This is a genomic window from Burkholderia sp. BCC1640, assembly GCF_902833125.1.
GTDB classification, from domain to species: domain Bacteria; phylum Pseudomonadota; class Gammaproteobacteria; order Burkholderiales; family Burkholderiaceae; genus Burkholderia; species Burkholderia diffusa.
In genome coordinates this window covers 82,278-105,483 of sequence record NZ_CADFEF010000008.1, presented here as the reverse complement: position 1 = coordinate 105,483, position 23,206 = coordinate 82,278, and the positions used below count along the sequence as shown (strand labels likewise).

General features: G+C 68.2%; 22 protein-coding genes. 2 read left to right on the top strand and 20 right to left on the bottom strand.

What is annotated here, in order from left to right; all coding sequences use genetic code 11:
- Positions 1-14: 14 nt before the first annotated feature.
- From HWX25_RS11315 to HWX25_RS11280, 8 genes are all read right to left on the bottom strand, one after another.
- A complete protein-coding gene (locus HWX25_RS11315) occupies positions 15-1,103 on the bottom strand; it encodes an iron ABC transporter permease (RefSeq protein WP_175908535.1) in 1,089 nt (362 codons plus the stop codon).
- A 15-nt stretch (positions 1,104-1,118) separates the two neighbouring features.
- Positions 1,119-2,027 (bottom strand): helical backbone metal receptor, encoded by a 909-nt coding sequence (locus HWX25_RS11310; protein WP_175908534.1) that lies wholly within the window; start codon positions 2,025-2,027, stop codon positions 1,119-1,121.
- Complete coding sequence (locus HWX25_RS11305; RefSeq protein WP_175908533.1) at positions 2,024-3,115, bottom strand: ChuX/HutX family heme-like substrate-binding protein; 1,092 nt, start codon at positions 3,113-3,115, stop codon at positions 2,024-2,026. The genes HWX25_RS11310 and HWX25_RS11305 overlap by 4 nt, the downstream gene beginning before the upstream one ends.
- Before the next feature lie 49 nt (positions 3,116-3,164).
- Complete coding sequence (locus HWX25_RS11300) at positions 3,165-5,435, bottom strand: TonB-dependent hemoglobin/transferrin/lactoferrin family receptor (RefSeq protein WP_175908532.1); 2,271 nt, start codon at positions 5,433-5,435, stop codon at positions 3,165-3,167.
- Positions 5,436-5,675: 240 nt separating this feature from the next.
- The gene (locus HWX25_RS11295; protein ID WP_059528614.1) at positions 5,676-5,903 is read right to left on the bottom strand and encodes a hypothetical protein; all 228 of its coding nucleotides are present in this window, start codon (positions 5,901-5,903) and stop codon (positions 5,676-5,678) included.
- 71 nt (positions 5,904-5,974) lie between these two features.
- Complete coding sequence (locus HWX25_RS11290) at positions 5,975-6,358, bottom strand: DUF6232 family protein (protein ID WP_059528611.1); 384 nt, start codon at positions 6,356-6,358, stop codon at positions 5,975-5,977.
- 133 nt (positions 6,359-6,491) lie between these two features.
- Positions 6,492-6,752: a DUF2866 domain-containing protein gene (locus tag HWX25_RS11285; RefSeq protein ID WP_059528608.1), complete on the bottom strand. Its 261-nt coding sequence runs from the start codon at positions 6,750-6,752 to the stop codon at positions 6,492-6,494.
- Between the two features lie 221 nt (positions 6,753-6,973).
- The gene (locus tag HWX25_RS11280; RefSeq protein WP_059467242.1) at positions 6,974-8,134 is read right to left on the bottom strand and encodes a porin; all 1,161 of its coding nucleotides are present in this window, start codon (positions 8,132-8,134) and stop codon (positions 6,974-6,976) included.
- A gap of 307 nt (positions 8,135-8,441) precedes the next feature.
- On the opposite strand from HWX25_RS11280, the gene HWX25_RS11275 reads away from it, so the two are divergent.
- A complete protein-coding gene (locus HWX25_RS11275) occupies positions 8,442-9,248 on the top strand; it encodes a MetQ/NlpA family lipoprotein (RefSeq protein ID WP_059689331.1) in 807 nt (268 codons plus the stop codon).
- A gap of 132 nt (positions 9,249-9,380) precedes the next feature.
- Here the strand turns inward: HWX25_RS11275 and HWX25_RS11270 are convergent, their stop codons facing one another.
- The 12 genes from HWX25_RS11270 to HWX25_RS11215 all read right to left on the bottom strand — a co-directional run bounded on the left by HWX25_RS11270 (position 9,381) and on the right by HWX25_RS11215 (position 22,120).
- On the bottom strand, positions 9,381-10,496 hold the full coding sequence (locus HWX25_RS11270; protein ID WP_175908531.1) for a succinylglutamate desuccinylase/aspartoacylase family protein: 1,116 nt from the start codon (positions 10,494-10,496) through the stop codon (positions 9,381-9,383).
- Between the two features lie 258 nt (positions 10,497-10,754).
- Complete coding sequence (locus tag HWX25_RS11265; RefSeq protein ID WP_059528597.1) at positions 10,755-11,537, bottom strand: ABC transporter substrate-binding protein; 783 nt, start codon at positions 11,535-11,537, stop codon at positions 10,755-10,757.
- A 225-nt stretch (positions 11,538-11,762) separates the two neighbouring features.
- The gene (locus HWX25_RS11260; RefSeq protein ID WP_175908530.1) at positions 11,763-12,683 is read right to left on the bottom strand and encodes a LysR substrate-binding domain-containing protein; all 921 of its coding nucleotides are present in this window, start codon (positions 12,681-12,683) and stop codon (positions 11,763-11,765) included.
- Between the two features lie 213 nt (positions 12,684-12,896).
- Complete coding sequence (locus tag HWX25_RS11255; protein ID WP_175908529.1) at positions 12,897-13,490, bottom strand: hypothetical protein; 594 nt, start codon at positions 13,488-13,490, stop codon at positions 12,897-12,899.
- Between the two features lie 236 nt (positions 13,491-13,726).
- Positions 13,727-15,115: an NCS2 family permease gene (locus HWX25_RS11250; protein WP_059815004.1), complete on the bottom strand. Its 1,389-nt coding sequence runs from the start codon at positions 15,113-15,115 to the stop codon at positions 13,727-13,729.
- Between the two features lie 562 nt (positions 15,116-15,677).
- Positions 15,678-16,259, bottom strand: coding sequence for a DUF3455 domain-containing protein (locus HWX25_RS11245; RefSeq protein WP_175908528.1), 582 nt, complete (start codon positions 16,257-16,259; stop codon positions 15,678-15,680).
- 171 nt (positions 16,260-16,430) lie between these two features.
- On the bottom strand, positions 16,431-17,435 hold the full coding sequence (locus HWX25_RS11240; RefSeq protein WP_175908527.1) for an aldo/keto reductase: 1,005 nt from the start codon (positions 17,433-17,435) through the stop codon (positions 16,431-16,433).
- A gap of 20 nt (positions 17,436-17,455) precedes the next feature.
- Entirely contained in the window at positions 17,456-18,571 is a 1,116-nt protein-coding gene (locus HWX25_RS11235; protein ID WP_175908526.1) for an alkene reductase, read from the bottom strand.
- Between the two features lie 64 nt (positions 18,572-18,635).
- Positions 18,636-19,442 (bottom strand): 2,5-didehydrogluconate reductase DkgB, encoded by an 807-nt coding sequence (dkgB, locus tag HWX25_RS11230; protein ID WP_175908525.1) that lies wholly within the window; start codon positions 19,440-19,442, stop codon positions 18,636-18,638.
- Between the two features lie 149 nt (positions 19,443-19,591).
- Positions 19,592-20,548, bottom strand: a complete 957-nt coding sequence (locus tag HWX25_RS11225) for an LLM class oxidoreductase (RefSeq protein WP_175908524.1) — start codon at positions 20,546-20,548, stop codon at positions 19,592-19,594.
- Positions 20,549-20,564: 16 nt separating this feature from the next.
- The gene (locus HWX25_RS11220) at positions 20,565-20,888 is read right to left on the bottom strand and encodes a hypothetical protein (protein ID WP_059689337.1); all 324 of its coding nucleotides are present in this window, start codon (positions 20,886-20,888) and stop codon (positions 20,565-20,567) included.
- 29 nt (positions 20,889-20,917) lie between these two features.
- Positions 20,918-22,120, bottom strand: coding sequence for an MFS transporter (locus HWX25_RS11215; protein ID WP_059528553.1), 1,203 nt, complete (start codon positions 22,118-22,120; stop codon positions 20,918-20,920).
- Positions 22,121-22,221: 101 nt separating this feature from the next.
- On the opposite strand from HWX25_RS11215, the gene HWX25_RS11210 reads away from it, so the two are divergent.
- Positions 22,222-23,166 (top strand): LysR family transcriptional regulator, encoded by a 945-nt coding sequence (locus HWX25_RS11210; RefSeq protein WP_175908523.1) that lies wholly within the window; start codon positions 22,222-22,224, stop codon positions 23,164-23,166.
- Positions 23,167-23,206: the final 40 nt, after the last annotated feature.

Below are 23,206 nucleotides of genomic sequence, written 5' to 3'. Positions count from 1 at the left end.
AGCGCATGAAGGATCTAGCCGCTGAGCGCGCCGCGGCTTTTCCACAGCAGCGCGAGAAAGAACGGTGCGCCGAGCAGCGCGGTGAGCACGCCGAGCGGAATCTCGGCGGGCGCGGCGGCGGTGCGCGCGGCGAGATCGGCGGCGAGCGTCAGCAGCGCGCCGAGCAATGCGGCGCCGGGCAGCACCATGCGCTGGTCGGGGCCGCAGGCGAGGCGCACGCAGTGCGGCGCGACGAGGCCGATGAAACCGATGATGCCCGCGCACGATACGAGCGCGCCCACCGTGAGCGCGACCGCGACGAGCACGCGGCGTTTGAGCTGCTGCACCGGCACGCCGAGATGCAACGCCTCGGTTTCGCCAAGCTGCAATGCATTGAGCGCGTCACGGTCGCGCGCGAGCAGCCCGCAGCCGATCGCGACGCACGGCGCGACGGCCGCCAGCGCGGGCCATTGCGCGCCGCCGAGGCTGCCGAGGCTCCAGAAGGTCAGCGAGCGCAGTTGCGCGTCGTCGGCGACGAACGTGAGCAATCCGATCGCCGCGCCGACCAGCGCGTTGATCGCGATGCCGGCGAGCAGCAGCAGCGGCAGCGCGAGCCGGCCGCGCGACGCGGCGAGCCGGTAGACGAGCGCCGCGACCGCGAGCGCGCCCGCGAACGCGGCGACGGGCAGCGCGACCGCGCCTGCATGCGCGGCGAACAGCGCGGGGCCGAGCACGATCGTCGTCGTTGCGCCGAGCGCCGCGCCGCTCGACACGCCGACGAGCCCCGGATCGGCGAGCGGGTTGCGGAACAGCGCCTGCATCGCGGCGCCGGCCGCGCCGAAGCCGCCGCCGACCAGCAGCGCGAGCATGACGCGCGGCGCGCGGATGTCGACCAGCACCGCGCGTGCCTGTTGCGCGGCCGGGTCGCCGCTCAGCGCGGCCCAGGCTTCCGCGAACGGAATGCGATACGCGCCCACGCACAGCGCGACGACGGACATGGCGCACACGAGGACGGCGAGCGCGGCCAGCGCGAAGGGCGCGATGCGGCGTGTCGCGCCGACGCGTGCGGCGCCCGTGCGCGCTACGTGCGATCGCGCGGGGAAAGGTGAAGCGTGAGCGGGCATCGTGTCGATCCGGAATCAGGCGAGCGCATCCGACAGGCGCCGGTGCAGGGTCGTGACGGCGAGCGGCAGGCGCGGGCCGAAGCCGAGCAGGAACAGCGCATCGAGCGACACGACGCGCCGTGCGCGGCCGGCCGGCGTCGCGCCGAAGCCGGGTGCGGCGAGCAGCGCGTCGCGGCCGCCGACCGCCGCGAGCCCTTCGTCGGAGATCAGCACGACGTCGGGTGCGGCGGCAGCCAGTGCCTCGGTCGTCAGCGGCTTGTAGTGATCGAAGCCCTGCATCGCGTTGCGCGCGCCCGCGTAGCGGAGCATCGCGTCGGCGGCCGTGCGCTGGCCGGCGACGAGCGCCTGGTTGCCCGTATGGTTCAGCACGAACAGCACGCGCGGCGGCTGCGCGCCGCCGGGCACGCGCGTGGCGATCGCGTCGCGCGCGGCCTGCCAGTCGCGATCGAAGCGCCGCAGCAGCGCCGTGCCCGCGTCGCGCACGTCGAGCGCCTGTGCAACGCCGGTGATCTTCGCGCGCACCGAGTCGACGTCATGCCGCTCGTTGAACGTCGTCACCGCGACACCCGCGCTTTTCACTTGCGCGATCGCGGCAGGCGGGCCGGCTTCCGCCGACGCGAGCACGAGATCGGGGCGCAGCGACAGCAGCCCCTCGGCCGACAACGCGCGCTGATAGCCGACCTTCGGCAGGCGTTTCGCGGCGTCCGGGTACGTGCAGGTCGTATCGGTGCCGACGAGCCGGTAACCGCGCGCGTCGGCGCCGCCGAGCGCGAACGCGGTTTCCGCGAGCGCGCCGCCGATCACGACGACGCGCTTTTGCGCGGCTTGCGGGCGCGCTCGGCCGGGCAGCGCGCCCGCGAGCGCACCGGCGACCGCGCTCGCGAGCACGACGCGGCGACGCGGCAGGAACGATCGCGCGCTCACCGTGCGTCTCCGCGCGCCGCCGACGGCAGCGTCGCGACGAGCGCGCGCCAGTCGTCGCGTTCGACCTGACCCGGCTTGCGCTCGCCGAACAGCAGCGCGACGTGGTCGCCCTGCCGGTCGAACAGCTCGAGCGACGTGACGATGCCGTCGCTCGTCGGCTTCTTCACGACCCACGCGGCGGCGATCAGGTCCTCGCGCACATGCAGGTTGAAGCCCGGGTCGAGCACGTTGATCCACGCGCCGACCTCGCGCACGTTCGCGACGGGGCCCGTATGGATCTGGATCATGCCCGCATTGCCGACGAATACCATGATCGGCTGGCCGCTCGACGCGGCCCGTTCGAGCACGTGACGCAGCGCGTGCGCCGCTTCGACCGGATACGCATATTGCGGATCGGCGAGGCGCAGCGCCTGCATGCGGCTCACGCCGAAGCGCTGCGTGACGCCGAAGAACTGATGCGTGTCGGTCATCGCGTCCCACGCGGCGCGAAAGCCCGCGACGTCGATCTCGGTGTCCGCGCGCTCGGGCGTTTTCGGTGCGGCGGGCGCGACGTCGAGCCCCGGCGTTTGCGACGCCGCGCGCCAGCGTTCGACGAACGCGTCGTACGCCGCGTGATCGCTGTGCGCGCGCAGGTAAACCTTGTGGATCGCATGACCTTGCGCGTCGAAGAACTGCAGGCTCTTGAGCGGACCGTGCGCGGTTTCGTCGCGCACCGCGAACGCCGACGCCCAGTGGCGGTAGAAGATGCGCAGTTCGATGTCGCCGAGCGCGAGGCCGACCGGGCCGTCATGGCTCATCTGCGCATATTCGCCGTCTTTCTCGTGGACGGCCGTGTCGTTGCGCGTGAGCGCCATCACGCGGCCGAGGCGCGGCATTTCCTCGAACATCGCCGGAAAGCGCGCGTCGAGCCGCACGACGTGTTCGCCGACGAACGCGGCGAGCGCCTCGCCTTCGCTGACGCCGAGCGCTTGCGCGACGTCGCGGTTGCGCAGCTGGCGCTCGGTCTTGAGTTTGATGAACGCGTCGCGCAACGCGGCGGGCGCGCGGGCCGGCGTGGCCGGCTGACCGGGAAGGGCGGATTGCATCATGTCGGACTCCTTCAAGTAACGGTTGGGGTGGCAGCGCGGGCGGCGCGCATCAGAAATCGACCTTCATGCTGACGGCGACGGTGCGGCCTGACGACGTATATGCATCGAGCACCTGCGAATCGGCGGCGATCCCGCGCACGTCCGACCAGTTCCAGTACTTCCGGTCGAACAGGTTGCGGATGCCGATCGTCGCGCTCACGTGCTTGTTGAAGCGGTAGCCGCCGCGCAGATCGACGACGAACGACGACGGCGGCGAGAAGCACGTCTTGTTCGAACAGTCGGACTTGTCGATGTCCTTGTCGCGTTTCGCGGCCTGGAACAGCAGGTCGGTCTGCACGAACCAGCGTTCGCCGGGTTCGTAGCGCACGCCGAACACCGCCGAGAACGGATTGACCGTGTTCAGCGGCTGGCTCGCCGCGCCGTCGTTCTGCGTCGAGCCCTTAGTGAACGCCATCGCCGTCTTCAGCGTGATGCCGTTCGGCATCGCCCATTCGGCGCGGCCTTCGAGGCCGTGGATGCGCGCGTCGGCGAAGTTCACGTACTGGAATACGAACGGATCGGCCGGGCGGCCGCTGCCGGCGATCGTCGTGCGCGAGATGAAGTTGCGGTAGCGGCCCGTGAACGCGGCCGCGCTGTAGCGCACGATGCCGTAGCCGGTGCCGGCCTTGCCGCGCAGGCCGGCTTCGAACGTGTCGCTCGTCTCGGGCTTCAGGTTCGGATTGCCGATCGACGTGTAGCCGTACACGGGGTTCGAGAAGCTGCTGTTCACCTGGTCGGGCGTCGGCGCGCGGAAGCCGTGCGCGTACTGCGCGTACGGAATGACCGCGGGCGTGATCTCGTAGAGCACCGCGACGCGCGGCGACACTTCGTTCGCGCTCGTCGACACCGCGGTGCCGGTGAAAAGCGGATCGTTCTGCGTTGGGCTCAGGCGGTACGTATCGAAGCGCAGCCCCGGCGTGACGAGCAGGCGGCCATAGCCGATCCGGTCCTGCACGAACGCGCCGAACAGCGTGTAGTCGGTGTCGGGGAACGCCTTGTTCGGGAACGCTTCGCCGACGCCCGGCACCGTGCCGTCGCGCAGGTTCGTCACGCGCGACACGCTGCCGTCGACGCCATACAGCAGCTTGTGCGCGAACGGGCCGGTCGAGAAGCCGCTTTCGGCGAACGCGGCGCCGCCGAACGTGCGCTCCTTGTACTGGTTGTCGCGGGAGCGCGAAGGCTGCCGGCCGCGCGTCTCGAACGCGTACTGGTCCTGTTTCGCGTCCTGGTAGTAAAACTGCGCATGAGCGGTCTGGAACCAGCGGAACGCATCGTCGCGGAAATCGTAGTCGACGCTGAAACGGTTGCGTTCGAGCCGGTCGTGGGTCGTGAGGCCGAGCGTGGCCGGCGGGTTGATCGCGGACAACACGTCGGTGCTCACGCGGCGCTGCACGGTTTCGGCGGTGAACCTGATCGTGTCGCGCGCGGTGGGCGTCAGCACGAGCTTGCCGAGCAGCGATTCCGAATAGACGTCCTGCGGATTCGACGTGGTGCGCAGCGTGCTCGCCGAGTTGTCGCCGCCGCGCGTGTCGACTTCGTGGCCGCGCCGGCCATCGGCGATGATCATCCCCTGTACGCGATCGTTGCCGCCCGCGGCTGACACGGTCGCGCCGATGCTGCGGTCGGCCGAGTCGTAGCTCGGCCTGAACGAGAAGTAGACGGGTTTGCCGTAGATCGACAGCAGGTCGCGCGGATCCTTCGTGATGAAGTTCACCGCGCCGGTCAGCCCGTCGCTGCCGTACAGCGCCGATGCCGGCCCGCGCAGGATCTCGATGCGCTTGAGCATGTCGAGATCGGCGTAGTCGCCGCGGCCGGCTTCGAGCGGGCCGAACGAGAACGCGTTCGGCAGGCGGATGCCGTCTTCCATCAGCAGCACGCGATTGCCTTCGAGGCCGCGGATGTTGATGCTCGAATCGCCGTCGCGGCCGCCGCCGAGCGCGGCGCTGCCGGGGCGGTACGCGGTGCGGCGCACCGTGACGCCCGGCTCGTAGCGCAGCGCATCCTTGATGTTGGTGGCCTGCTGTTCCTCGAGATCGTCGTCGGTGATCACCGACACGGACGCGGCCGTGCGACTCGCGGCGGTGGCGGTGCGGGTGGCCGTGACGGTGACGGGGTCGAGCAGCGCCGCATCGCCGCGCATGGACGCGGCGGCGGTCAGGACGGCAGGTGGCGGGTTGGCGCCTTGCGGCGGCGAATCGGCATGAGCCGGGGCGGCGGACAGGCCGAACGCGCCGAACAGCGCGGCACAGATCGGCCGCCGCGCGAGCGGATGGCAATGCACAGGTGGTCTCCCATTGACGATGACTAGCCCGAAGGCTGGCTGGGTGACGCGTTCACCTGGCTGGCCCGTTCGCGCGCGACTGGCGGCGAACGGCGAATTGAAAGGAAATTGATAATTTCGCCAGTGTAAATGGGAATCATTATCAATACAAGGGCGAAAAGCGGCGCGTGCGGACGCGCGCCGTCGGCGCGGATCGGGCGAGCCGCGCGCGGCGAGACATGCGGTGAAAGCAGGCTGGCCCTAGGCCAGCGATTCGATACGAATCAGCAGGTTGCGCGCATGCGCGATGAACGCATCGTGCGTCGCGCGATCGCCGTGGCCTTCGAAGCCGGCCTGTTCGGCGAACGCGAGCTGTTCGGCGTAGAGGTCGACGAGCGCGCTGCGTGTGTCGGGCGGCAGCGCTCGGATCATCGAGACGAGCAGCAGTTCCTGCGCGCGCAGCATGCCGGACAGCGATTGGGCGTTCATGCCGACCTCCTCGAACGACGCGGCGGCGTGCCGCTCATTTCATAGTAGGTGGTCGGCGCGCGCAGCGGAAATCAGCCGGCGGCCGTCGCCGTCCGTGCGTCGCGCACGACCTGCGCGACGCGCTCGACGAATTCGGCGTCGACGCTCGACAGCGCTTCGCGCTTGCCGTCGGGCATTTCGACCATCAGGCGGTAGGTGATGTCCTGCGTGGTCCAGGCGAGATAGCCGACGACCGCGAGCATCACGCCGACGACCAGCGCGGCGCTCGATGCGCCGATGCCGCCTGCGACGGCGGTGGCCACGCCGATCAGTGAGATCAGCCAGGGCACGAGGCGATTTTTCGGAATCTTGACGACATCGACGTTGCGGATGTCACGGAGCGGGAAGACCTGCCCGGCGGCCGACAGGCCGTTGCGGGTGACCATCACGCCGCGTTCGTTGAATGCGTTTTCCATCGTGTGTTGCGTGGACGAAAACGCGCAGCGTAGCAGACTTCGTTGCCGCGTCAAACGAGACCGAGTGCCGCACGATGCGTGCGGGCCGGCCGCGATGCGGGCAACGGCGGGTAATGGCGGGTAACGGGGGGAATCAGAACTGCAGCCGGCCGTCGCCGTACAGGCGGCCCGGCACATGCGACGCCACGACCTCGGCGATTTCCTCGTCGGTCGATTCGGCCGGCACGATCTGGCGCCGCGCGGGTGCGTCGAGATGCATCGTCCATTCGACGAGCCGGTACGGGCGGCCCCACGGGCGCTGCATTTCGACCGACACGCGGCAGCTCTGGACCGGCAGCGAATGCCGGCGCGTCAGAATCGCGTGCAGATGGCTGAAAACGGTATCTTCGATCATCTTGGGCTCCGATCCTGTCTTGTGGGCAGTTGATGGCGGTGCCGTAGTGGGTCTCAAAAAAAAAGCCGCCGATGCTCAGGCGGCCAACAGGGGGGGTGAGAGCATCCTCTCAGCCCAGAATTAAGCGAAACTTAAAAGCCCATAAAAAAGCGCCCCGTGTGGAGCGGGGCGCTTCTTGCCGTCGTCGTCCGCGAAATGCGCGGACAAGTTAAGCGGATGCTTTAGAACTTGTGACGGATACCGACGCGAGCGGCCAGCTGGTTCGACGAACCGTTGCCCGACGTGCTGAAGTAGCTCGTGCTCGAACCGATCTGCGCTTGCACGCCGTTGCCCGACGCCTTCTGGTAGACGACCAGGCCGTACACGTCCGTACGCTTGCTGAGCGCGTAGTCGAGGCCCAGGTTGCCCTGGTTCCAGTGCGCCGAGTTGCCGCTTTGCGTTGCGTTCGTGTACGTGTAGCCCGCTGCTGCCGACAGGGCCGGCGTGATCGCGTACTTCACGCCTGCTTCATACGCGTTGTAGAACGTGCCCGACGCGCCAGCCGCGATCGGGGTGAACTGCGTGCGCGTCCAGAGCAGCCATGCCGTTGCCGGGCCGAAGATGTAGCGGCCGCCGACGCCGTACGTGCGCAGGTCGCGGATGTTCGTCAGCGCGATGTTCGCGATCGACGTCGAGAATGCCGGCGTCGACTGGCTCGGGAAGCGGATGTCCGTGTATGCGGCGCCGAGTGCGAACGGGCCGTTCGCGTAGTTCAGGCCGAAGCTGTATGCGCGCGACGAACCGGCCGTCGTCGTGGTGCCCGTCGTCGTCGACGGTGCGCCGGCGAAGTCGGTCGAGTTCGAGAAGCCGTACAACGCGCCGAACGTGAAGCCGGCGTAGTTCGCGCTCTGGAACTTCACCGAGTTGTTGATGCGGCTCGACGTGAGCTGGTCGATGTCGTTCACGTGGTACGCGTAGTTACCCGCGACCGTGTTGCCGCCCGTCGAGTAGTTCGAACCGAGGATGTCGGTCGAGAACGAGTACTGGCGGCCGAACGTGACCGTGCCGTATTGCGACTGGCTCAGGCCGACGTAGGCTTGACGGCCGAAGATCGCGCCGCCCTGGCCGATCGTGCCGTTGCCGCTGTTGAAGCCGTTTTCGAGCACGAAGATCGCCTTCAGGCCGCCACCGAGGTCTTCGGTGCCGCGCAGGCCCCAACGGCTGCCCTGGGCCACGCCGTCGTCGTACTTGAACAGCTTGCCGCTGCCGCCGTTCGCGGTCTTGCTGTGGTTCACGTAGCTGATACCGGCATCGATGACGCCATACAGGGTCACGCTGCTTTGTGCGTGTGCCGCGCCGGCCGTTGCTGCGAGGATGGCGATGGTCAACAGTTTCTTGTTCAAAGGATTCTCCGAGCGAATAAATGGCGTGTCCAGTTGCGGTTCCGGCGCTCTCTATGGGCGCTTTCACGGACCGGTCGCAACTTTATCGGCGGGCCACGTAATGAATGTGACAGGCTTTGTCATATGACGAATCTGTGGTGCCGAAGCGACACTGGATTCTGCCCGGTTGTACAGCGGGGAGTTATACCGATTTCGGCTGAGATTCGATCGGGATCCGGAATATGCACATGAAATAAGCTTGGTTGGTGCCGTTCCGGCCCCGTGCCACGATGCGCGCTTCAACAACGACACGGGACAAGAGGACACCATGCGACGTTCGATCCTGACCGGCCTCGGCGCGCTTGCCGCGGCGCTGGCCTTTGCCGCGCCCGGCGCGCACGCCGACTCCCAGACGCTGAAGATCGGCACGATGAGCGGCCCCGACGCGCAGATCTGGACCGAGGTGACGAAAGTCGCCGCACGCGAAGGCCTCGCGATCAAGGTCATCGAATTCAACGACTATGTGCAGCCGAACGCGGCGCTCGACGCGGGCGATCTCGACGCGAACGGTTTCCAGCACCAGCCGTTTCTCGACAGCCAGATCAAGCAGCGCGGCTACCGGATCGTCAACGTCGGGCTGACCTACACGGCGCCGATGGGTTTCTATTCGAAGAAGCTCAAGTCGCTGAAGGATCTGCCGACCGGTGCGAAGGTCGGGATCCAGAACGATCCGTCGAACGGCAACCGCGCGCTGCTGCTGCTGCAGAAATACGGCGTGATCAAGCTGAAGGCGGGCGCTGGCACGAACGGCGTGAACGCGACGCCGCTCGACGTCGCCGAGAATCCGAAGAAGATCAGGATCGTCGAGCTCGACGCCGCGCAACTGCCGCGCGCGCTGCCCGACCTCGACGCCGCGTCGATCAACACCGACTACGCGGTGAAGGCCGGGCTCACGCCGGTGAAGGATGCGATCGCGATCGAGGATCTGCGAGGGCCGTACGCGAACCTGATCGCGGTGCGCGCGCAGGACAAGGACAAGCCGTGGGTGAAGAAGCTCGTCGCGGCCTATGAATCGGACGACGTGCGCAAGTTCATCGACCAGAAGTTCGGCGGTGCGATCGTGCCGGCGTTCTGAACGTCGGCCGATGCCCGGCCGCGTCGCCGGGCATCGCGCCGGACCGAAAAGCAAATCGCCCGCGCAAGCGGGCGATTTCGTTGGCGCGCCGCGATGCGGCGCACGGGCCGGCCGCTCGGGCGGCCCGGGGGCTCAGGCGGACAGCAGCGACCCGGTGCGGATCGGCGTCGCGCCGGCGATCCGCGCGACTTCCATCCCGGCGGTCGCGAAGCGCACGACCTGGCGCGCGTACAGCACGCCCGACACGCTGCTCTTCAGCGTGATCACGCGATCGGTCAGCGGATCGACGATGTCGGCGACGTCCTGGCCAGCCTCGATCCACGCGCCGACCGGCGTGCGGAACACGATCACGCCCGACACCGGCGCGACGAGCGGATCGGTGCCCGCGAGCGGTGTGGCCGGATGCGCGAGCGGCGGCAGCGGCGCCGGTGTGCCGTCGATGACGCCGCGCTCGGTCAGGTATTCGACGATCGCTTGCGAATCTTTCTCCGCAAGCTCGTACGACACGTCGCGCTCGCTGCGCAGTTCGACCGTGACGGAAATCGCGCCGTTCGGGATCGGGAAGCGATCGCCGAACCGGCTGCGCAGATCGGACCAGCAGAAGCTGTGGATCTCGTCGAACGGATTGCCGACCGAATTCAGCGCGAGCAGCGACGCCTGCGCGTCCAGATAGCGCGCCAGCGGCTCGACGTCTTCCCACAGATCGGGGTTCGTATACAGGTGCATCACCGCGTCGTTGTCGCAATGCAGGTCGAGCACGATGTCGGCGTCGAACGACAGTTTCTGCAGCGCGAGGCGCTGCGATTCGAGCTCGGTGCGCGGCTTCTGTTCGTCGAGCGCCTCGCGCATCGCGGTGCGTACCGCGGCGACGTTGCGCTGCGCGTCGTTCGTCAGCCGGTCTTCGATGCGCGGCATCACGAGCGCTGCGAGATCGTGGAAATTGCGGTTGAAGTTCTGCATCGAGCCGAGCTCGAAGCGGCCGAGGTGATCGCCGAACACGTGCTGCGACAGGCCGATCGGGTTCGGCACAGGGACGATGACCACCTCGCCGCGCAGCTTGCCGGCCGTCTCGAGCGCGGCGATCTTGCGGCGCAGCAGCGCGGCGACCAGCATGCCGGGCAGTTCGTCCGCGTGCAGCGACGACTGGATGTAGACCTTCTTCCCGCCGCGCGGGCCGTAGTGGAAGCTCGTGATCTGGCGTTCGGTGCCGACGGCGGGGGAAATCAGCGGATGGGTCTGCGTTTGCATGATGAGGGGAGGGCGGCGCAGCCGCGAGTGATCCGGTATGCGTGGAAGATCGATTGTACGTTGCCTTCCGCGAACCTATCAAACCGCGTACATGGCAAGTCGATTTCCCTTACGAATCATCGGGTTGTTGCGTAAAAAATAACGTCGCCGCGGCCCTTCGCTCACGCGTGCCACGCGGTCTTTCGGCGCGCGCGGGCAAAAAAAACGGGCTCCTTCCGGAGCCCGTCTGCGCGGATGCGAAGCGCGCGTTGCGCGGTGTTACTTGCCGTACACGTCGAAATCGAAGTACTTCTTCGCGATCTTGTCGTACGTGCCGTCCTTGCGCATGCCGGCGATCGCGCCGTCGATCTTCGCCTTCAGGTCGGTGTCTTCCTTGCGCAGGCCGATACCGGCGCCGTTGCCGAGCGTCTTCGGATCGTCGATGTCCTTGCCGGCGAAATCGAAGCTCGCGCCGCGCGGCGTCTTCAGGAAGCCGATTTCAGCCTGCACCGCGTCCTGCAGCGCGCCGTCCAGACGGCCGGAGATCAGGTCCGCGTAGACCTGGTCCTGGTTCTGGTAAGGCACGACGTTCACGCCCTTCGGGGCCCAGTACGTCTTCGCGTAGGTTTCCTGAATCGTGCCCTGCTCGACGCCGACCGACTTGCCCTTCAGCGATTCGGCCGTCGGCATCAGGCCGGCGCCCTTCTTCGCGACGAGGCGCGTCGGCGTGTTGAACAGCTTCGACGAGAACGCGATCTGTTCCTGGCGCGCCGGCGTCATCGACATCGACGACAGGACGCCGTCGAACTTGCGTGCCTTCAGCGCCGGGATCATCCCGTCGAAGTCGTTTTCGATCCACACGCACTTCGCGTTCATGCGGCGGCAGATTTCGTTGCCGAGGTCGACGTCGAAGCCGACCACCTTGCCGTCGGCGCCTTTCGATTCGAAAGGCGGGTAGCTTGCGTCGACGCCGAAGCGCACGGTCGTCCAGTCCTTCGCGTATGCAGTGCCGGCCGATACGGCGAGCAGGGCTACGGTCACAGCCGCAAGAATCTTTTTCACTCGGTGACTCCTCGTTTTGTTCGATGGGTGCGCGGTTGTGCCGCGCCGTAAGCCTTCGGTCCGGCGCGGCTTCGCGTCGGACTGTCCGTTTCGCTGCCCGATGCGGGCGCGCGACGTGCGCAAGATTATCAAGACAAAATACCGGCAGGGCGCCTAGGACATGCCCCGATACCGGACCCGACGGCCGCGCATGCTGCGCGCGACCGTTTCAGACGAAGGAACGATTCAACCGAGCGTTTCGTTGACCGCGCGCTGCAGACAGGTGACGAATTGCGACACGGCCGGCGTCGGCAGCAGGTCGCGGCGCGCGATGATCGACAGGTCGAAGCGCGGCATGCTTTCGTCGAGGTTGGCCGTGCGAACCCCGAGCGGCGCCACCATCGCGGCCAGCGGGCGCGTGAAGCAGCCGATCACGTCGGAGCGCGCGACGAGCCCGAGCGTCACCGCGAACGACATCGGCGAGCGCAGCAGGCGCTTCGGCAGCGGCAGCCCGCGCGCCTCGAACATGCCGACCATCACGCTGTGCGGGAATTGCTCGGCCCCGACCGTGACGATCCATTCGGCGTCGAGCAATTCCTCTAACCGGCGCGCGTGCGCGAGCGGGTGGCCTTCGCGCATCACGACGGTGAACTCGGTCGACAGCAGCGGCACTTGCGTGAGATCGCGGTCGAGCGCGGGCACATGGTGCATCGCAGCGATGTCGAGCGTGCCGTTGCGCAATTGCGCGAGCGCGTCCGGCACCGTCACTTCCTCCAGATGCAGGCTCACGTTCGGCATCGACCGGCGGAAGGCGGTGACCGCGTGCGGCAGTGCGGTCAGCGCGATCGACGGCATCGTGCCGACCGCGACCCGTCCGGACATTTCCCCTTTCACCTGCTCGACGGCCTCGACGGTGCGGCGCATGTCGCCGAGCAACTGCTCGGCGCGCGGCAGCAGCGCATGGCCGCACGCGGTCAGCTCTACGCCGCGCACGCTGCGCGCGAGCAGTTCCGCGTTCAGCGCCGTTTCCAGTTCGCGGATCGTATGCGTGATCGCGGGCTGGGTGACGCCGAGTTCGCGCGCGGCGGCGCGCAGGCTCTTGTGATGCGCGGCGGAGACGAACGCCTGGAGCTGCGCGATGTTCAGGTGGTTTCGGATGCGGGTCATCGATCGGTTCGGATCTGGCGGCGGGCGGGGGCGCCGGCTTGAAGATCGATAGGGTAGCGCGCCGCGACGGCGAACGCCGGGCGGAACAAAAACCGCAAGGCGCGGCGATCAGGATTGCAGACGACGGTGCGTGCGGTGCGTGCGGTGCGTGACGTTGCCGAGATGCGCCGCGTGACGACACACCGCGTGAAGTTATCGTGGCGGCCCGGTGTGTCAGGCAAGCGCCAGTTCGACGGCCGCGAGCGTGCGGCGGCGGATCCAGCCGCTCGCGAGCCGGATCGCGAGCCAGTACGGCAGAAACAGCAGGCGCGTGCGCGTGCTCGGGCAGTGCACGAAGGTTTCGGTGCGCAGCAGGCGCGTGCCGGACGACAGTCCGACGACCTCGAACCGCAGCACCAGCTTCGCGTCGCGCGGATCGTCGTGCCGGACGAAGGCCGCGGCGTCGTCGATCGTCCGCACGTCGGGCGTCGGGCGCCAGAAGCGTCCGATGAGCCCCAGCGACAGCGACGTGTCGTCGCGATGCAGCAGCGTGAACGTATCGAAGCCGAAGCGTTCGCGTGCGGCTTCGGCGGGGCGGTTGCCCAGCGCATGCGCGATGGCCGCCGGCGATTCGCGCACGGCAAGCAGCGCGTCGATGACCGGATCGGCACGCATGTCGAGCGCGGCCACGGCGTCGATGATGCGCGACGGCGGCGCGTCGATCGGCCGCGATTCATGAACTTCGACGAAGCCGAACGACGGGATGAACGGCGGTTTGCTCGCCGCGGTCCGCGTGTCTGATTCAGAGACGATGCCGAACGGATTCATGGTCGTTCCGGAGGACAAAATGTGATCGTAGCACCGCGTTCGGACTCGCGGTGCGCCGCGCCGCTCGCCGCCTTCCGTCTCGCCGGACAGCGCGCCGCAACGCCGGCCGCATCGACAAAAAAGGCCCGGAAACGTGCGTTTCCAGGCCGCGAGACCATCGACGACGATGGTGGAGGAGACGGTGTCGTCCCGATGCGCGCCGTCCTTCTGCCGGCGACGTCGCGCACGATGCGCGGTCAGATCGCCCAGCCGCCGAGATAGAACGTGACGAGCACGGCCGCGATGAGCACGGTGCCGACGTTGAGCTTGCGGAATTCGCCGCTGGCGATGCGGCCGATCACGAGCGTCGAGAAGCCGAGCATGATGCCGGTCACGATGTTCGCGGTCAGCACGATGAACACCGCGCACACGAGGCCCGACATCGCATCGACCATGTCGTCCATGTGCAGCTTGCTCACGCTGCCGAGCATCAGCAGGCCGACGTACATCAGCGCCGGGGCCGTCGCGTACGACGGCACGAGGCCCGCGAGCGGCGAGAAGAACATCACGACCAGGAACAGCACGCCGACCACCGCGGCCGCGAGGCCCGTCTTCGCACCGGCGGCCACGCCGACGCTGGACTCGATGTAGGCCGCGGCCGGTGCACCGCCGAGGAAGCCGGAGAAGATCGAGCTGATCGAATCGGCGGTCAGCGCGCGGCCGCCGTTGATGATGCGGCCGTTCTCGTCGAGCTGGCCCGCCTGGCCCGCGACCGCGCGGATCGTGCCGGTCGCGTCGAACACGGCGGTCATCACGAGCGCGAGCACGCTCGGCAGCACGGCCATCGACAGCGCGCCCTTGATGTCCATCGCGCCGATCAGCGATGCGTGGCCCGGTGCGCTCAGCGACGGCAGCGCGAAGATGCCGCGATACTTCACGGCCGGATCGAACACGAGGCCGATCAGCGAGATCGCGACCACGACGAGCAGGATGCCGCCGGGCACGCGACGCTTTTCGAGCCCGAAGATCGCGGCCAGGCCGACGACGGACATGATGACCGGGAACGCGGTGATCTGGCCGAGCGAGACCGGCAGGCCGGCGCCGGGATTCTTGATCACGAGGCCGACGTCGTTCGACGCGATCAGCAGGAGGAACAGGCCGATGCCGATCCCGGTGCCGTGCGCGACGCCCGCGGGCAGGTTGCGCAGGATCCACGAACGCACGCCGGTGACCGAGATGCCCGTGAACACGAGGCCCATCAGGAACACGGCGCCGAGCGCGACGGTCGGATGCAGGCCCTTGCCGAGCACGAGGCCGAACGCGGTGAACGCCGTCAGCGAGATCGCGCAGCCGATCGCGATCGGCAGCTTCGCCCACAGGCCCATCAGCAGCGAACCGAACGCGGTGGTGAGGCAGACCGCGACGAATACCGCGCTCGTGTCGAAGCCGGCCTTGCCGAACATGCCGGGCACGACGAACACGGAATAGACCATCGCGAGGAAAGTGGTCACGCCCGCGACGATTTCGCGACGCTGCGTGCTGCCGCGCGACGAAATGCCGAAGTACCGGTCGATGACTCCCTTGGTGCCGAAGTCCGTTTCTTCCGCGCCGACGCCGACCGTCGGCTGCACCGGGGTATCACTCATGAGCTTGCTCCTTTATCAGCATGCTGAAACGGCCTGTGGCAGGCCGTCGTCAGGGTGTCTCGTATCTGGTTGAAATTATCGGCAGCGTCGTGGGGACGCATCACGCGTGATTCGTGTCGTCGTCCGCGCGTTGAAGGGCGCGCGTGTGCCGCGTCGTACGACGCGTGGCGTGGTCGACCCCGTCACGTGTGCTTTGCCGTAGCGAAGGTTAGGCGAACGGCCCATCACGTCCCATTGGGGGAAGAGCATGCAGCGCATGTCGCAGCGCTTATATCGGCGTGCAACGGGGCTTCGTCGTCGCGGAACGCGTGTATACGCCTAGTTCGAATCCGTTAAGGCGATTATTTGAACGCCGGGTCGGCGGGCAGGGCGGGAGCGGGTGACGCATCGGGGATTACGAATGTCTTTCATCGAGGCCGCGCAGGTGCGTGAATGCGGCCACGCGTGACGCGCCGCGCCGCCGTGCGCAACGTGAGTCCGGATGATACCGGGGCCGCGTGCGTGACCGGATCGATGACGATGCATGCGTCGGGCATCCGATCGGTAAATGCAGGATCACTGATCAAACGGACGTGGTGATCAGCACGCTGACGGCGGCGTCCGCGCTTCGGGATGCCGCCGCGCGTTGCTTCAGGAACACGTATCGCGCGAAATACGGAAAGCGGCCGATCGCATGCTCGGTCGCACACGTCGCCTCCGGCGGTGTGCCGCCCACGGTATCGAGCCGCTGGACGAAGCGCACGCCGGCGAGCGTGCCGGTTGCGGCCGGCGTCGCGGCGAGCAGGAGCTGCGGAATGCTGCCCGGGCGCGCGCCGGGCGCTTCCGCGAGCTTCTTGCCGGTGATGCGGCTGCCGTCGAGCGTTTCCCACGACGGCCCCGCGCCGTGCCGGACGACGAGCGCGCCGGTGGCGTCGAACAGCATCGCCTCCGGGCGCTGGAATGCCCATGCGAGCCGGTGTCCGGCGTCGTATTCGCATGCGTAGATCTGAACGCCGGTCGCGGTCGTCGAGAGCACGGGCGACGCCGGCTGGGGCGGCACGAGACCGGTTGCATCGTCGGCGTAGGCCGGCAGGGTGCAGGCCGCGAACGAAAGGCCGGCCGCGATGGCCCGCAGCATGTCGCGTGTCGGAAAGCGGCTTGGCATGGCGGGGCGTCCTTTCAGATCGGGTGACGGTCGTGCGGAGTCGATCGTGTAAACGTTAGGCGGCGATTGCGCAGGCTGCAATTCGGAAATGGCAATCGCGGCGATAGTCGCCGCGATTGCAAGGGAAGGGATGTGCGCGGCCGCTCGTCGCGGCGGTCGAGCGGATGTGGCTCAGGCCGCGCCGGCCGGCGCAGGAGCGTGTTCCGCGATCAGGCGCTCGGCCTTCAGTGCGTCCCACAGGCTTGCCGGAATCGGCACCGACGCGAGCCGCAGGTTCTCGTCGATGCGATCGGGCCGGCTCGCGCCGGGGATCACGGCGGCGACGGCCGGATGCGCGAGCGAGAACTGCAGCGCCACCGCGCGGACGTCGACGCCGAACTGCTCGCTGATCTGCCGGATGCGCGCGACGCGGCCGAGCATCTCCTGCGTGGCCGGCTGGTATTCGAAGTGCGTGCCGCCCGCGAGCACGCCGGAGTTGTACGGGCCGCCGACGATGATGCCGAGGCCGCGCGCCGCGCTTTCCGGCATCAGCCGTTCGAGCGCGCCCGCATGGTCGAGCAGCGTGTAGCGGCCGGCGAGCAGGAAGCCGTCCGGGTCCGAGCGCTCGAGCGCGAGCTCGCACGGCTCGATCCGGTTCACGCCGAGGCCCCAGCCCTTGATGACCTTCTCGTCGCGCAGCCGCGTGAGTGCCTTGGCCGCACCCGACATCGCGATGTCGAACACTTCGAGCCAGCGCTCGCCGTGGAAGTCGATCGCCGGATCGTGGATCCACACGGTATCGAGGCGGTCGGTGCGCAGCCGCTCGAGGCTCGCCTCGATCGAGCGCAGCGTGCCGTCTTCCGTGTAGTCGTAGACGACCTTGTTCGGCAGCCCATGGCGGAACAGCCCGCCCTTCTCGCCGAGATCGCGCTGCGACGCATCCTCGTGCTCGTCGAGCACGAGGCGGCCGACCTTCGTGCCGAGCGAATATTCGTCGCGCGGGCGGCCGGCGAGCGCTTCACCGAGGCGCAGCTCGGCGAGGCCGGCGCCATACAGCGGCGCCGCGTCGAAGTAGCGGATACCGCTTTCCCAAGCCGCGTCGACGGTCGCCAGCGCTTCCTCGTTCGGGATGTCCCGATACATGTTGCCCAGCGGCGCGGTGCCGAATCCTACGCGGGAAGGGGACGTGATTCTCATGTCGGACTCCTGTCGATCGCTCAGGCCGCGGCCTGCGCGAGCGTCGGATAGTCGGTCAGGCCGCGTGCGCCGCCGCCGAACAGCGTGTTGCGGTCGTGCGGCGTGAGCACGGCGCCGGTGCGCAGGCGCTCGGGCAGGTCGGGGTTCGCGACGAACGGGCGGCCGAAGGCGACGAGGTCGGCCCAGCCGGCGGCGATCGCTTCGCGCGCGCGCTCGGCGGTGTACGCGCCGGCGTAGATCAGCACGCCCGGGAACGCTGCACGCAGCTGCTGCTTGAATTCGACCGGCATCAGCGGCGCGTCGTCCCAGTCGGCTTCCGCGATGTGCAGGTAGCAGACGCCAAGTTCGCCGAGCAGCTTCGCGGCGGCGAGGTAGGTCGTCTCGGGATCGTCGTCGACGCAGCCGTTCAGCGTGGTCAGCGGCGCGAGGCGGATGCCGACGCGCGACGCGTCGCCGGTGCCTTCGATCAGCGCCTGCGCGACTTCGCGCAGGAAGCGCAGCCGGTTTTCGAGCGAGCCGCCGTACGCGTCGGTGCGCGTGTTCGCGTTCGAGTCGATGAACTGGTTCACGAGATAGCCGTTCGCGCCGTGCAGCTCGACGCCGTCGAAGCCGGCTTCGATCGCGTTGCGCGCGGCGGCGCGATATTGATCGACGATCTCGCGGATTTCGTCGACGGACAACGCGCGCGGCTCGGAGGCCTGCACGAAGCCCGGCGTGGTGCCGTCTTGACCGGCGACGAACACGTTCACGCCCTTCGCCTGGAGCGGCGACGACGACACGGGTTGCCGGCCGCCGAGCAGGCTCGTGTGGCTCAGCCGGCCGACGTGCCAGAGCTGCGCGAAGATGCGGCCGTGCGCGGCGTGGACGGCGTCCGTCACCTTGCGCCAGCCGGCGACCTGCGACGGCGTGTGGATGCCGGGCGTCCATGCGTAGCCCTTGCCGAGCGGCGCGATGTAGGTACCTTCGCTGACGATCAGGCCCGCGCTCGCGCGCTGCGCGTAATACGCGGCCATCAGTTCGTTGGCTTCGTCGCCGGGCTGGCTGGCGCGCGAACGCGTCATCGGCGGCATCACGATGCGGTTCGGCAGTGTCAGCGAACCGAATTGCAGCGGTTGAAAAAGCGGGTCCTGGGTCATGATGGATTCCTGTCGGTGCCGCGGCCGGCTGGCCGCGGACGGTTCGATTGAGGGGGCGGTGCGTTCAGTCCCACGTCGGCGCGAGGCCGACCGGGTCGACTTCGCGGCCGTTGCGCTCGAGCGCGGCGATCTGCGCCATGTCCTCGTCGGTCAGGCGCAGCGTCTGCGCGAGCAGGTTGCTTGCGAGGTTTTCGCGCTTTGTCGACGACGGGATCACCGAGTAGCCGAGCTGCAGCGCCCAGGCCAGCGCGACCTGCGCCGGCGTCGCGTCGTGACGTTGCGCGATCGCGCCGATCACCGGGTCGCCGAGCACCTTGCCGTATGCGAGCGTCATGTACGACGTCACGTGGATGCCTTCGCCGTTCATGAACTCGACCAGCTTGCGGTTCTGCAGGTACGGGCTCAGTTCGATCTGGTTCGTGGCGATCGCATCCTTGCCGACCACCGCGATCGCTTCCTTCGTCAGTTCGATGTTGAAGTTCGAGATGCCGATCCGGCGCGTGAGGCCCTTTGCCTTCGCGTCGGCGAGCGCGGTCATGAACGTCTGGACCGACACGCCGCTCTCCGGAGCCGGCCAGTGGATCAGCGTCAGGTCGACGTAGTCGGTGCGCAGCTTGCGCAGGCTTTCCTCGAGGCTGGCGACCAGTTTTTCCGGCGCGTAGTTGTCGACCCAGATCTTCGTCGTGAGGAACAGGTCTTCGCGGCGCACGCCCGATGCGGCGATCGCTTCGCCGACTTCGGCTTCGTTGCCGTAGATCTGCGCGGTGTCGATCGCGCGATAGCCGACTTCGAGACCGTTGCGGACCGAGTCGATGACAACCTGGCCTTGCAGGCGGAAAGTGCCGAGGCCGAATGCGGGAATGTTGCTCATCTTGTGTTCCTGGAAGAGGTGGACCGATTGCGTTATGGAAGCCATTCTGGCGTCCTGGACTGATGAGATAAACGCCTCTAGAGGTCAAAAATATTTGATTTGAAGTCAAATATCGGTCGTGGATTCGGCTGGCTGGCGGCGTGCCGGCCTCAGGCGGTGGCTGTCAGCGCGTTCGCAGCGGCATTCGCATGGAATGCCGGCAGCACGTCCGACGCGATCTCGGCCATCGTCTCGTCGAGCGGGCGGCGGTTGCGGCGGAAATGCAGGCCGATGTGCTGCACGCCCGCGTCGCGCATCGCCGCGAGTTCCTCCGTCAGCGCGATGCGTCCGGCGCGCGCGCCGAAGCGGTGCCGCTGCAGCGGCTCGTGCGGATCGTCCGCGAGGTCGAGGTGGATGAAGCTCACGTACGGCTTGCTGCCGGCCACCGCGCGCCAGTTCGCGACGCGCTGCACGTGATCGGCCGGCGTGCCCGGATACGCGAGGCAGCCGTCCATGTGCTCGCCGATCCAGGCGGGTGTCTGCTGCGCGAGACCGGCGACGAGCAGCGGCACCGGCGAGCGCGCGGCGGGCAGCACGTCGAGGCCGGGCGGCAGATGCGCGCGCGCGCCGTCGCGCAGCAGCGCGATCTGGTCGCGGAAGTTCGCGCCGCGCGACGCGAAGTCGCGGCCGAACAGCGGATATTCGACCGGCCGGTCGCCGCTCGCGACGCCGAGCAGCAGGCGTCCCCGGCTGAGTTCCTGGATCGTCGCGGCCGATTTCAGCGTGAGCAGCGGTTCGCGCAGCGGCAGCACGACGGCCGCCGTGCCGAGGAGGATGTCGCGCGTGATGCCGGCGAGGTAGCCGAGATACGAGAAGGTCTCGAACACCTGCGCGGCGTCGCCGAACGACGGGTCGTACACCGGCACGTCGCGCACCCAGAGCGCGCGGAAGCCGAGCGTGTCGGCCAGTTGCGCGAGCTCCGCGTGGATTTCCAGGTCGGGCACGCCGGGGCGGCGGCCGTCATGCTGGCGCTTCGCGTCGCCGGCCGGCGACCAGTCGTTGTCGAGCGGCAGTTCGACGCCGATGCTGAAGCCGCCGTCGGCGAGCTTGTCGAGTGAAGTGGACATGGTCGGGCGTCTCCGTTCAGATGGCGCGCAGGCTGCCTGCGAGCCGGTAGAAGTCCAGCGACGACGCGGTGAAGAACGCGCGCGACGTGCCGGCGGCGAAATCGTCGAGGTGCACGACCGTCGCGCGGTCGGCTTCCTGCCACGAGATCGCGTAGGTCTCGCCGGCGACGTGCTGCCACGTGAAGGCGACTTCGCCCGTCGCGCCGGCGTACGCGCCTTCGGTGATCTCGTAGCGCATGTGGAGGCCGTCCTCGTCATATGCGTTGAGGGCGGTGAGGCCGTCGTAACGGACTTCGAAAGTCTTGCCGGCGAACGGCGGACGTCGGGTCGATGCGTTCATGCTGGGCGGCTCCTGCAAACAAGTGACGTTCAATGGGCGAGTTCGACGGGTTCGGCCGTGCGTTCGGGCAGGCCCTGGCCGCGGTCGAGGCGGCCGCTCAGCGCGGTCAGCGCGAACGCGCCGAGCGTGACGACGGCGGCGATCCACGGCGTATGGCCGAGGCCGACGTTCGCGACGATCAGGCCGCCGAGCGACGAGCCGCCGGCGACGCCGAGGTTGAACGCGGCGATGTTGAAGCCCGATGCGACGTCGGTGGCGTCCGGCGCGAAGTGGCGCGCCTGCTTGACGACGTACACCTGCAGGCCCGGCACGTTGCCGAATGCGACGGCGCCCCACGCGAGCATCGTCAGCACCGCGAGCCACTTCACGTGCACCGTGAAGGTCAGTGCGAGCAGCACGATCGCGAGCAGCAGGAAGATCTGCTTGAGCGCCTTGACCGGGCCGACGCGGTCGGCGAGCTTGCCGCCCCACACGTTGCCGAACGCGACCGACACGCCGTAGCCGACGAGCACGAGGCTGACCTGCGACGGCGTGAAGCCGGCGATCTGTTCGAGCAGCGGCGCCATGTAGGTGAACGCGATCAGCGAGCCGCCGTAGCCGACCGCCGTCATCGCATAGACGAGCAGCAGGCGCGGCTGGGCCAGCACGCGGAACTGGCGGGCGAGCGGCGCCGGCGGCGTTCGCGGAAGACCGCGCGGCACGAAGGCAACCGCGCCGAGGAACGCGACGAGGCCGAACAGCGCGACGATCAGGAACGTCGCGCGCCAGCCGAAGTGCTGGCCGATGAAGGTGCCGAGCGGAATGCCGGCGACGAACGCGACGGTCATGCCGCTGAACATCGTCGCGATCGCGCTGGCGGCCTTGTCCTTCGGCACGAGCGTGGTCGCGATGATCGAGCCGACCGAGAAGAACACGCCGTGCGCGAGGCCGGTGAGCACGCGCGCGACGATCAGCGATTCGTAGCCCGGCGCCTGCCAGGCGACGAGGTTGCCGATGGTGAACAGCGCCATCAGCGCGGCGAGCAGCGTCTTGCGCGGCACGCGGCCGGTGAGCGCGGTGAGCAGCGGCGCGCCGATCGCGACGCTCAGCGCGTAGAGGCTGACGAGCAGGCCGGCCGACGGCAGGCTGACGCCGAGATCGGCGCCGATCGTCGGGATCAGCCCGACGATCACGAATTCGGTCGTGCCGATGGCAAAGGCGCTGATGGTCAGCGCAAGCAGGGCGAGTGGCATGGCGGGATCCAGGTTCCAGTAAGAATGGATCGCAGTGTGCCGCCTTTACTTTTGCGGAAAAACTGGTCTATAAACCAAATTGTTTTGATTTCAGGTCAACAATGAAAATCACGCTCGACGAACTCCAGGCCTTTGCCGCCGTGGTCGACACCGGGTCGATCACCGCCGCCGCGCAGCAGCTCGACGTCACAGTGTCGGCGGCGAGCCGCACGCTTGCGCGGCTCGAGGAGAAGCTGAAGACCACGCTGCTGCGCCGGACCACGCGCCGGCTTGAACTGACCGAAGAAGGGCGCGCGTTCCTGCAGGATGCGCGCGCGATCATCGAATCGGTCGAGAACGCCGAGGAGCAGATGCTCGCGCGGCGCGAGATGCCGTCGGGGCGGCTGCGCGTCGATGCCGCGACGCCGTTCATGCTGCACGTGATCGTGCCGCTCGTGCGCGGCTACCGCGAACGCTTCCCGAAGGTCGAGCTGGAGCTGAACAGCAACGAGGGGATCATCGACCTGCTCGAGCGGCGCACCGACGTCGCGATCCGGATCGGCCGCCTGAAGGATTCGACGCTGCACAGCCGGCGGATCGGCAACAGCCGGCTGCGCATCCTCGCGAGCCCCGCGTACATCGAAGCGCACGGCCAGCCGCGCAAGGTCGAGGATCTCGCCAAGCACACGCTGCTCGGCTTCACGCAGCCGGAATCGCTGAACGTGTGGCCGATCCTCGGCGCGGACGGCGAGCCGAGCCGCATCGAGCCCGCCATCTGGTCGTCGAGCGGCGAGACGCTGCGGCAGCTCGCGCTGGAGGGGGCGGGCATGGTGTGCCTGTCGGATTTCATGACCGCGCAGGATCGCGAGGCCGGCCGGCTCGTGCAGGTGCTCGCGCGGCAGACGCTCGAAGTCGAACAGCCGATCAACGCGGTGTATTACCGGAACACCGCGATCTCGTCGCGGATCGCGTCGTTCGTCGATTACATGATCGAAGCGCTGGGCGGCGGGAGCAGCGGCAGCGATGCGCCGACGCGGCGCAAGGCCGCCTGGATGGGGCCGCTGTAACGGCGGCGCGCCGTAAGGGAAGCGGGGGGCGGCGGTGGCC

Bases quoted from the DNA above. Each gene is read 5' to 3' on its own strand.
- HWX25_RS11260 (WP_175908530.1), bottom strand. From the start codon at position 12,683: ATGACCCGCATCCGAAACCACCTGAACATCGCGCAGCTCCAGGCGTTC.
- HWX25_RS11315 (WP_175908535.1), bottom strand. From the start codon at position 1,103: ATGCCCGCTCACGCTTCACCTTTCCCCGCGCGATCGCACGTAGCGCGC.
- HWX25_RS11295 (WP_059528614.1), bottom strand. From the start codon at position 5,903: ATGAACGCCCAATCGCTGTCCGGCATGCTGCGCGCGCAGGAACTGCTG.
- HWX25_RS11275 (WP_059689331.1), top strand. From the start codon at position 8,442: ATGCGACGTTCGATCCTGACCGGCCTCGGCGCGCTTGCCGCGGCGCTG.
- HWX25_RS11290 (WP_059528611.1), bottom strand. From the start codon at position 6,358: ATGGAAAACGCATTCAACGAACGCGGCGTGATGGTCACCCGCAACGGC.
- HWX25_RS11240 (WP_175908527.1), bottom strand. From the start codon at position 17,435: ATGAGAATCACGTCCCCTTCCCGCGTAGGATTCGGCACCGCGCCGCTG.
- HWX25_RS11215 (WP_059528553.1), bottom strand. From the start codon at position 22,120: ATGCCACTCGCCCTGCTTGCGCTGACCATCAGCGCCTTTGCCATCGGC.
- HWX25_RS11245 (WP_175908528.1), bottom strand. From the start codon at position 16,259: ATGCCAAGCCGCTTTCCGACACGCGACATGCTGCGGGCCATCGCGGCC.
- HWX25_RS11220 (WP_059689337.1), bottom strand. From the start codon at position 20,888: ATGAACGCATCGACCCGACGTCCGCCGTTCGCCGGCAAGACTTTCGAA.
- HWX25_RS11255 (WP_175908529.1), bottom strand. From the start codon at position 13,490: ATGAATCCGTTCGGCATCGTCTCTGAATCAGACACGCGGACCGCGGCG.
- HWX25_RS11225 (WP_175908524.1), bottom strand. From the start codon at position 20,548: ATGTCCACTTCACTCGACAAGCTCGCCGACGGCGGCTTCAGCATCGGC.
- dkgB (WP_175908525.1), bottom strand. From the start codon at position 19,442: ATGAGCAACATTCCCGCATTCGGCCTCGGCACTTTCCGCCTGCAAGGC.
- HWX25_RS11210 (WP_175908523.1), top strand. From the start codon at position 22,222: ATGAAAATCACGCTCGACGAACTCCAGGCCTTTGCCGCCGTGGTCGAC.
- HWX25_RS11250 (WP_059815004.1), bottom strand. From the start codon at position 15,115: ATGAGTGATACCCCGGTGCAGCCGACGGTCGGCGTCGGCGCGGAAGAA.
- HWX25_RS11270 (WP_175908531.1), bottom strand. From the start codon at position 10,496: ATGCAAACGCAGACCCATCCGCTGATTTCCCCCGCCGTCGGCACCGAA.
- HWX25_RS11285 (WP_059528608.1), bottom strand. From the start codon at position 6,752: ATGATCGAAGATACCGTTTTCAGCCATCTGCACGCGATTCTGACGCGC.
- HWX25_RS11235 (WP_175908526.1), bottom strand. From the start codon at position 18,571: ATGACCCAGGACCCGCTTTTTCAACCGCTGCAATTCGGTTCGCTGACA.
- HWX25_RS11305 (WP_175908533.1), bottom strand. From the start codon at position 3,115: ATGATGCAATCCGCCCTTCCCGGTCAGCCGGCCACGCCGGCCCGCGCG.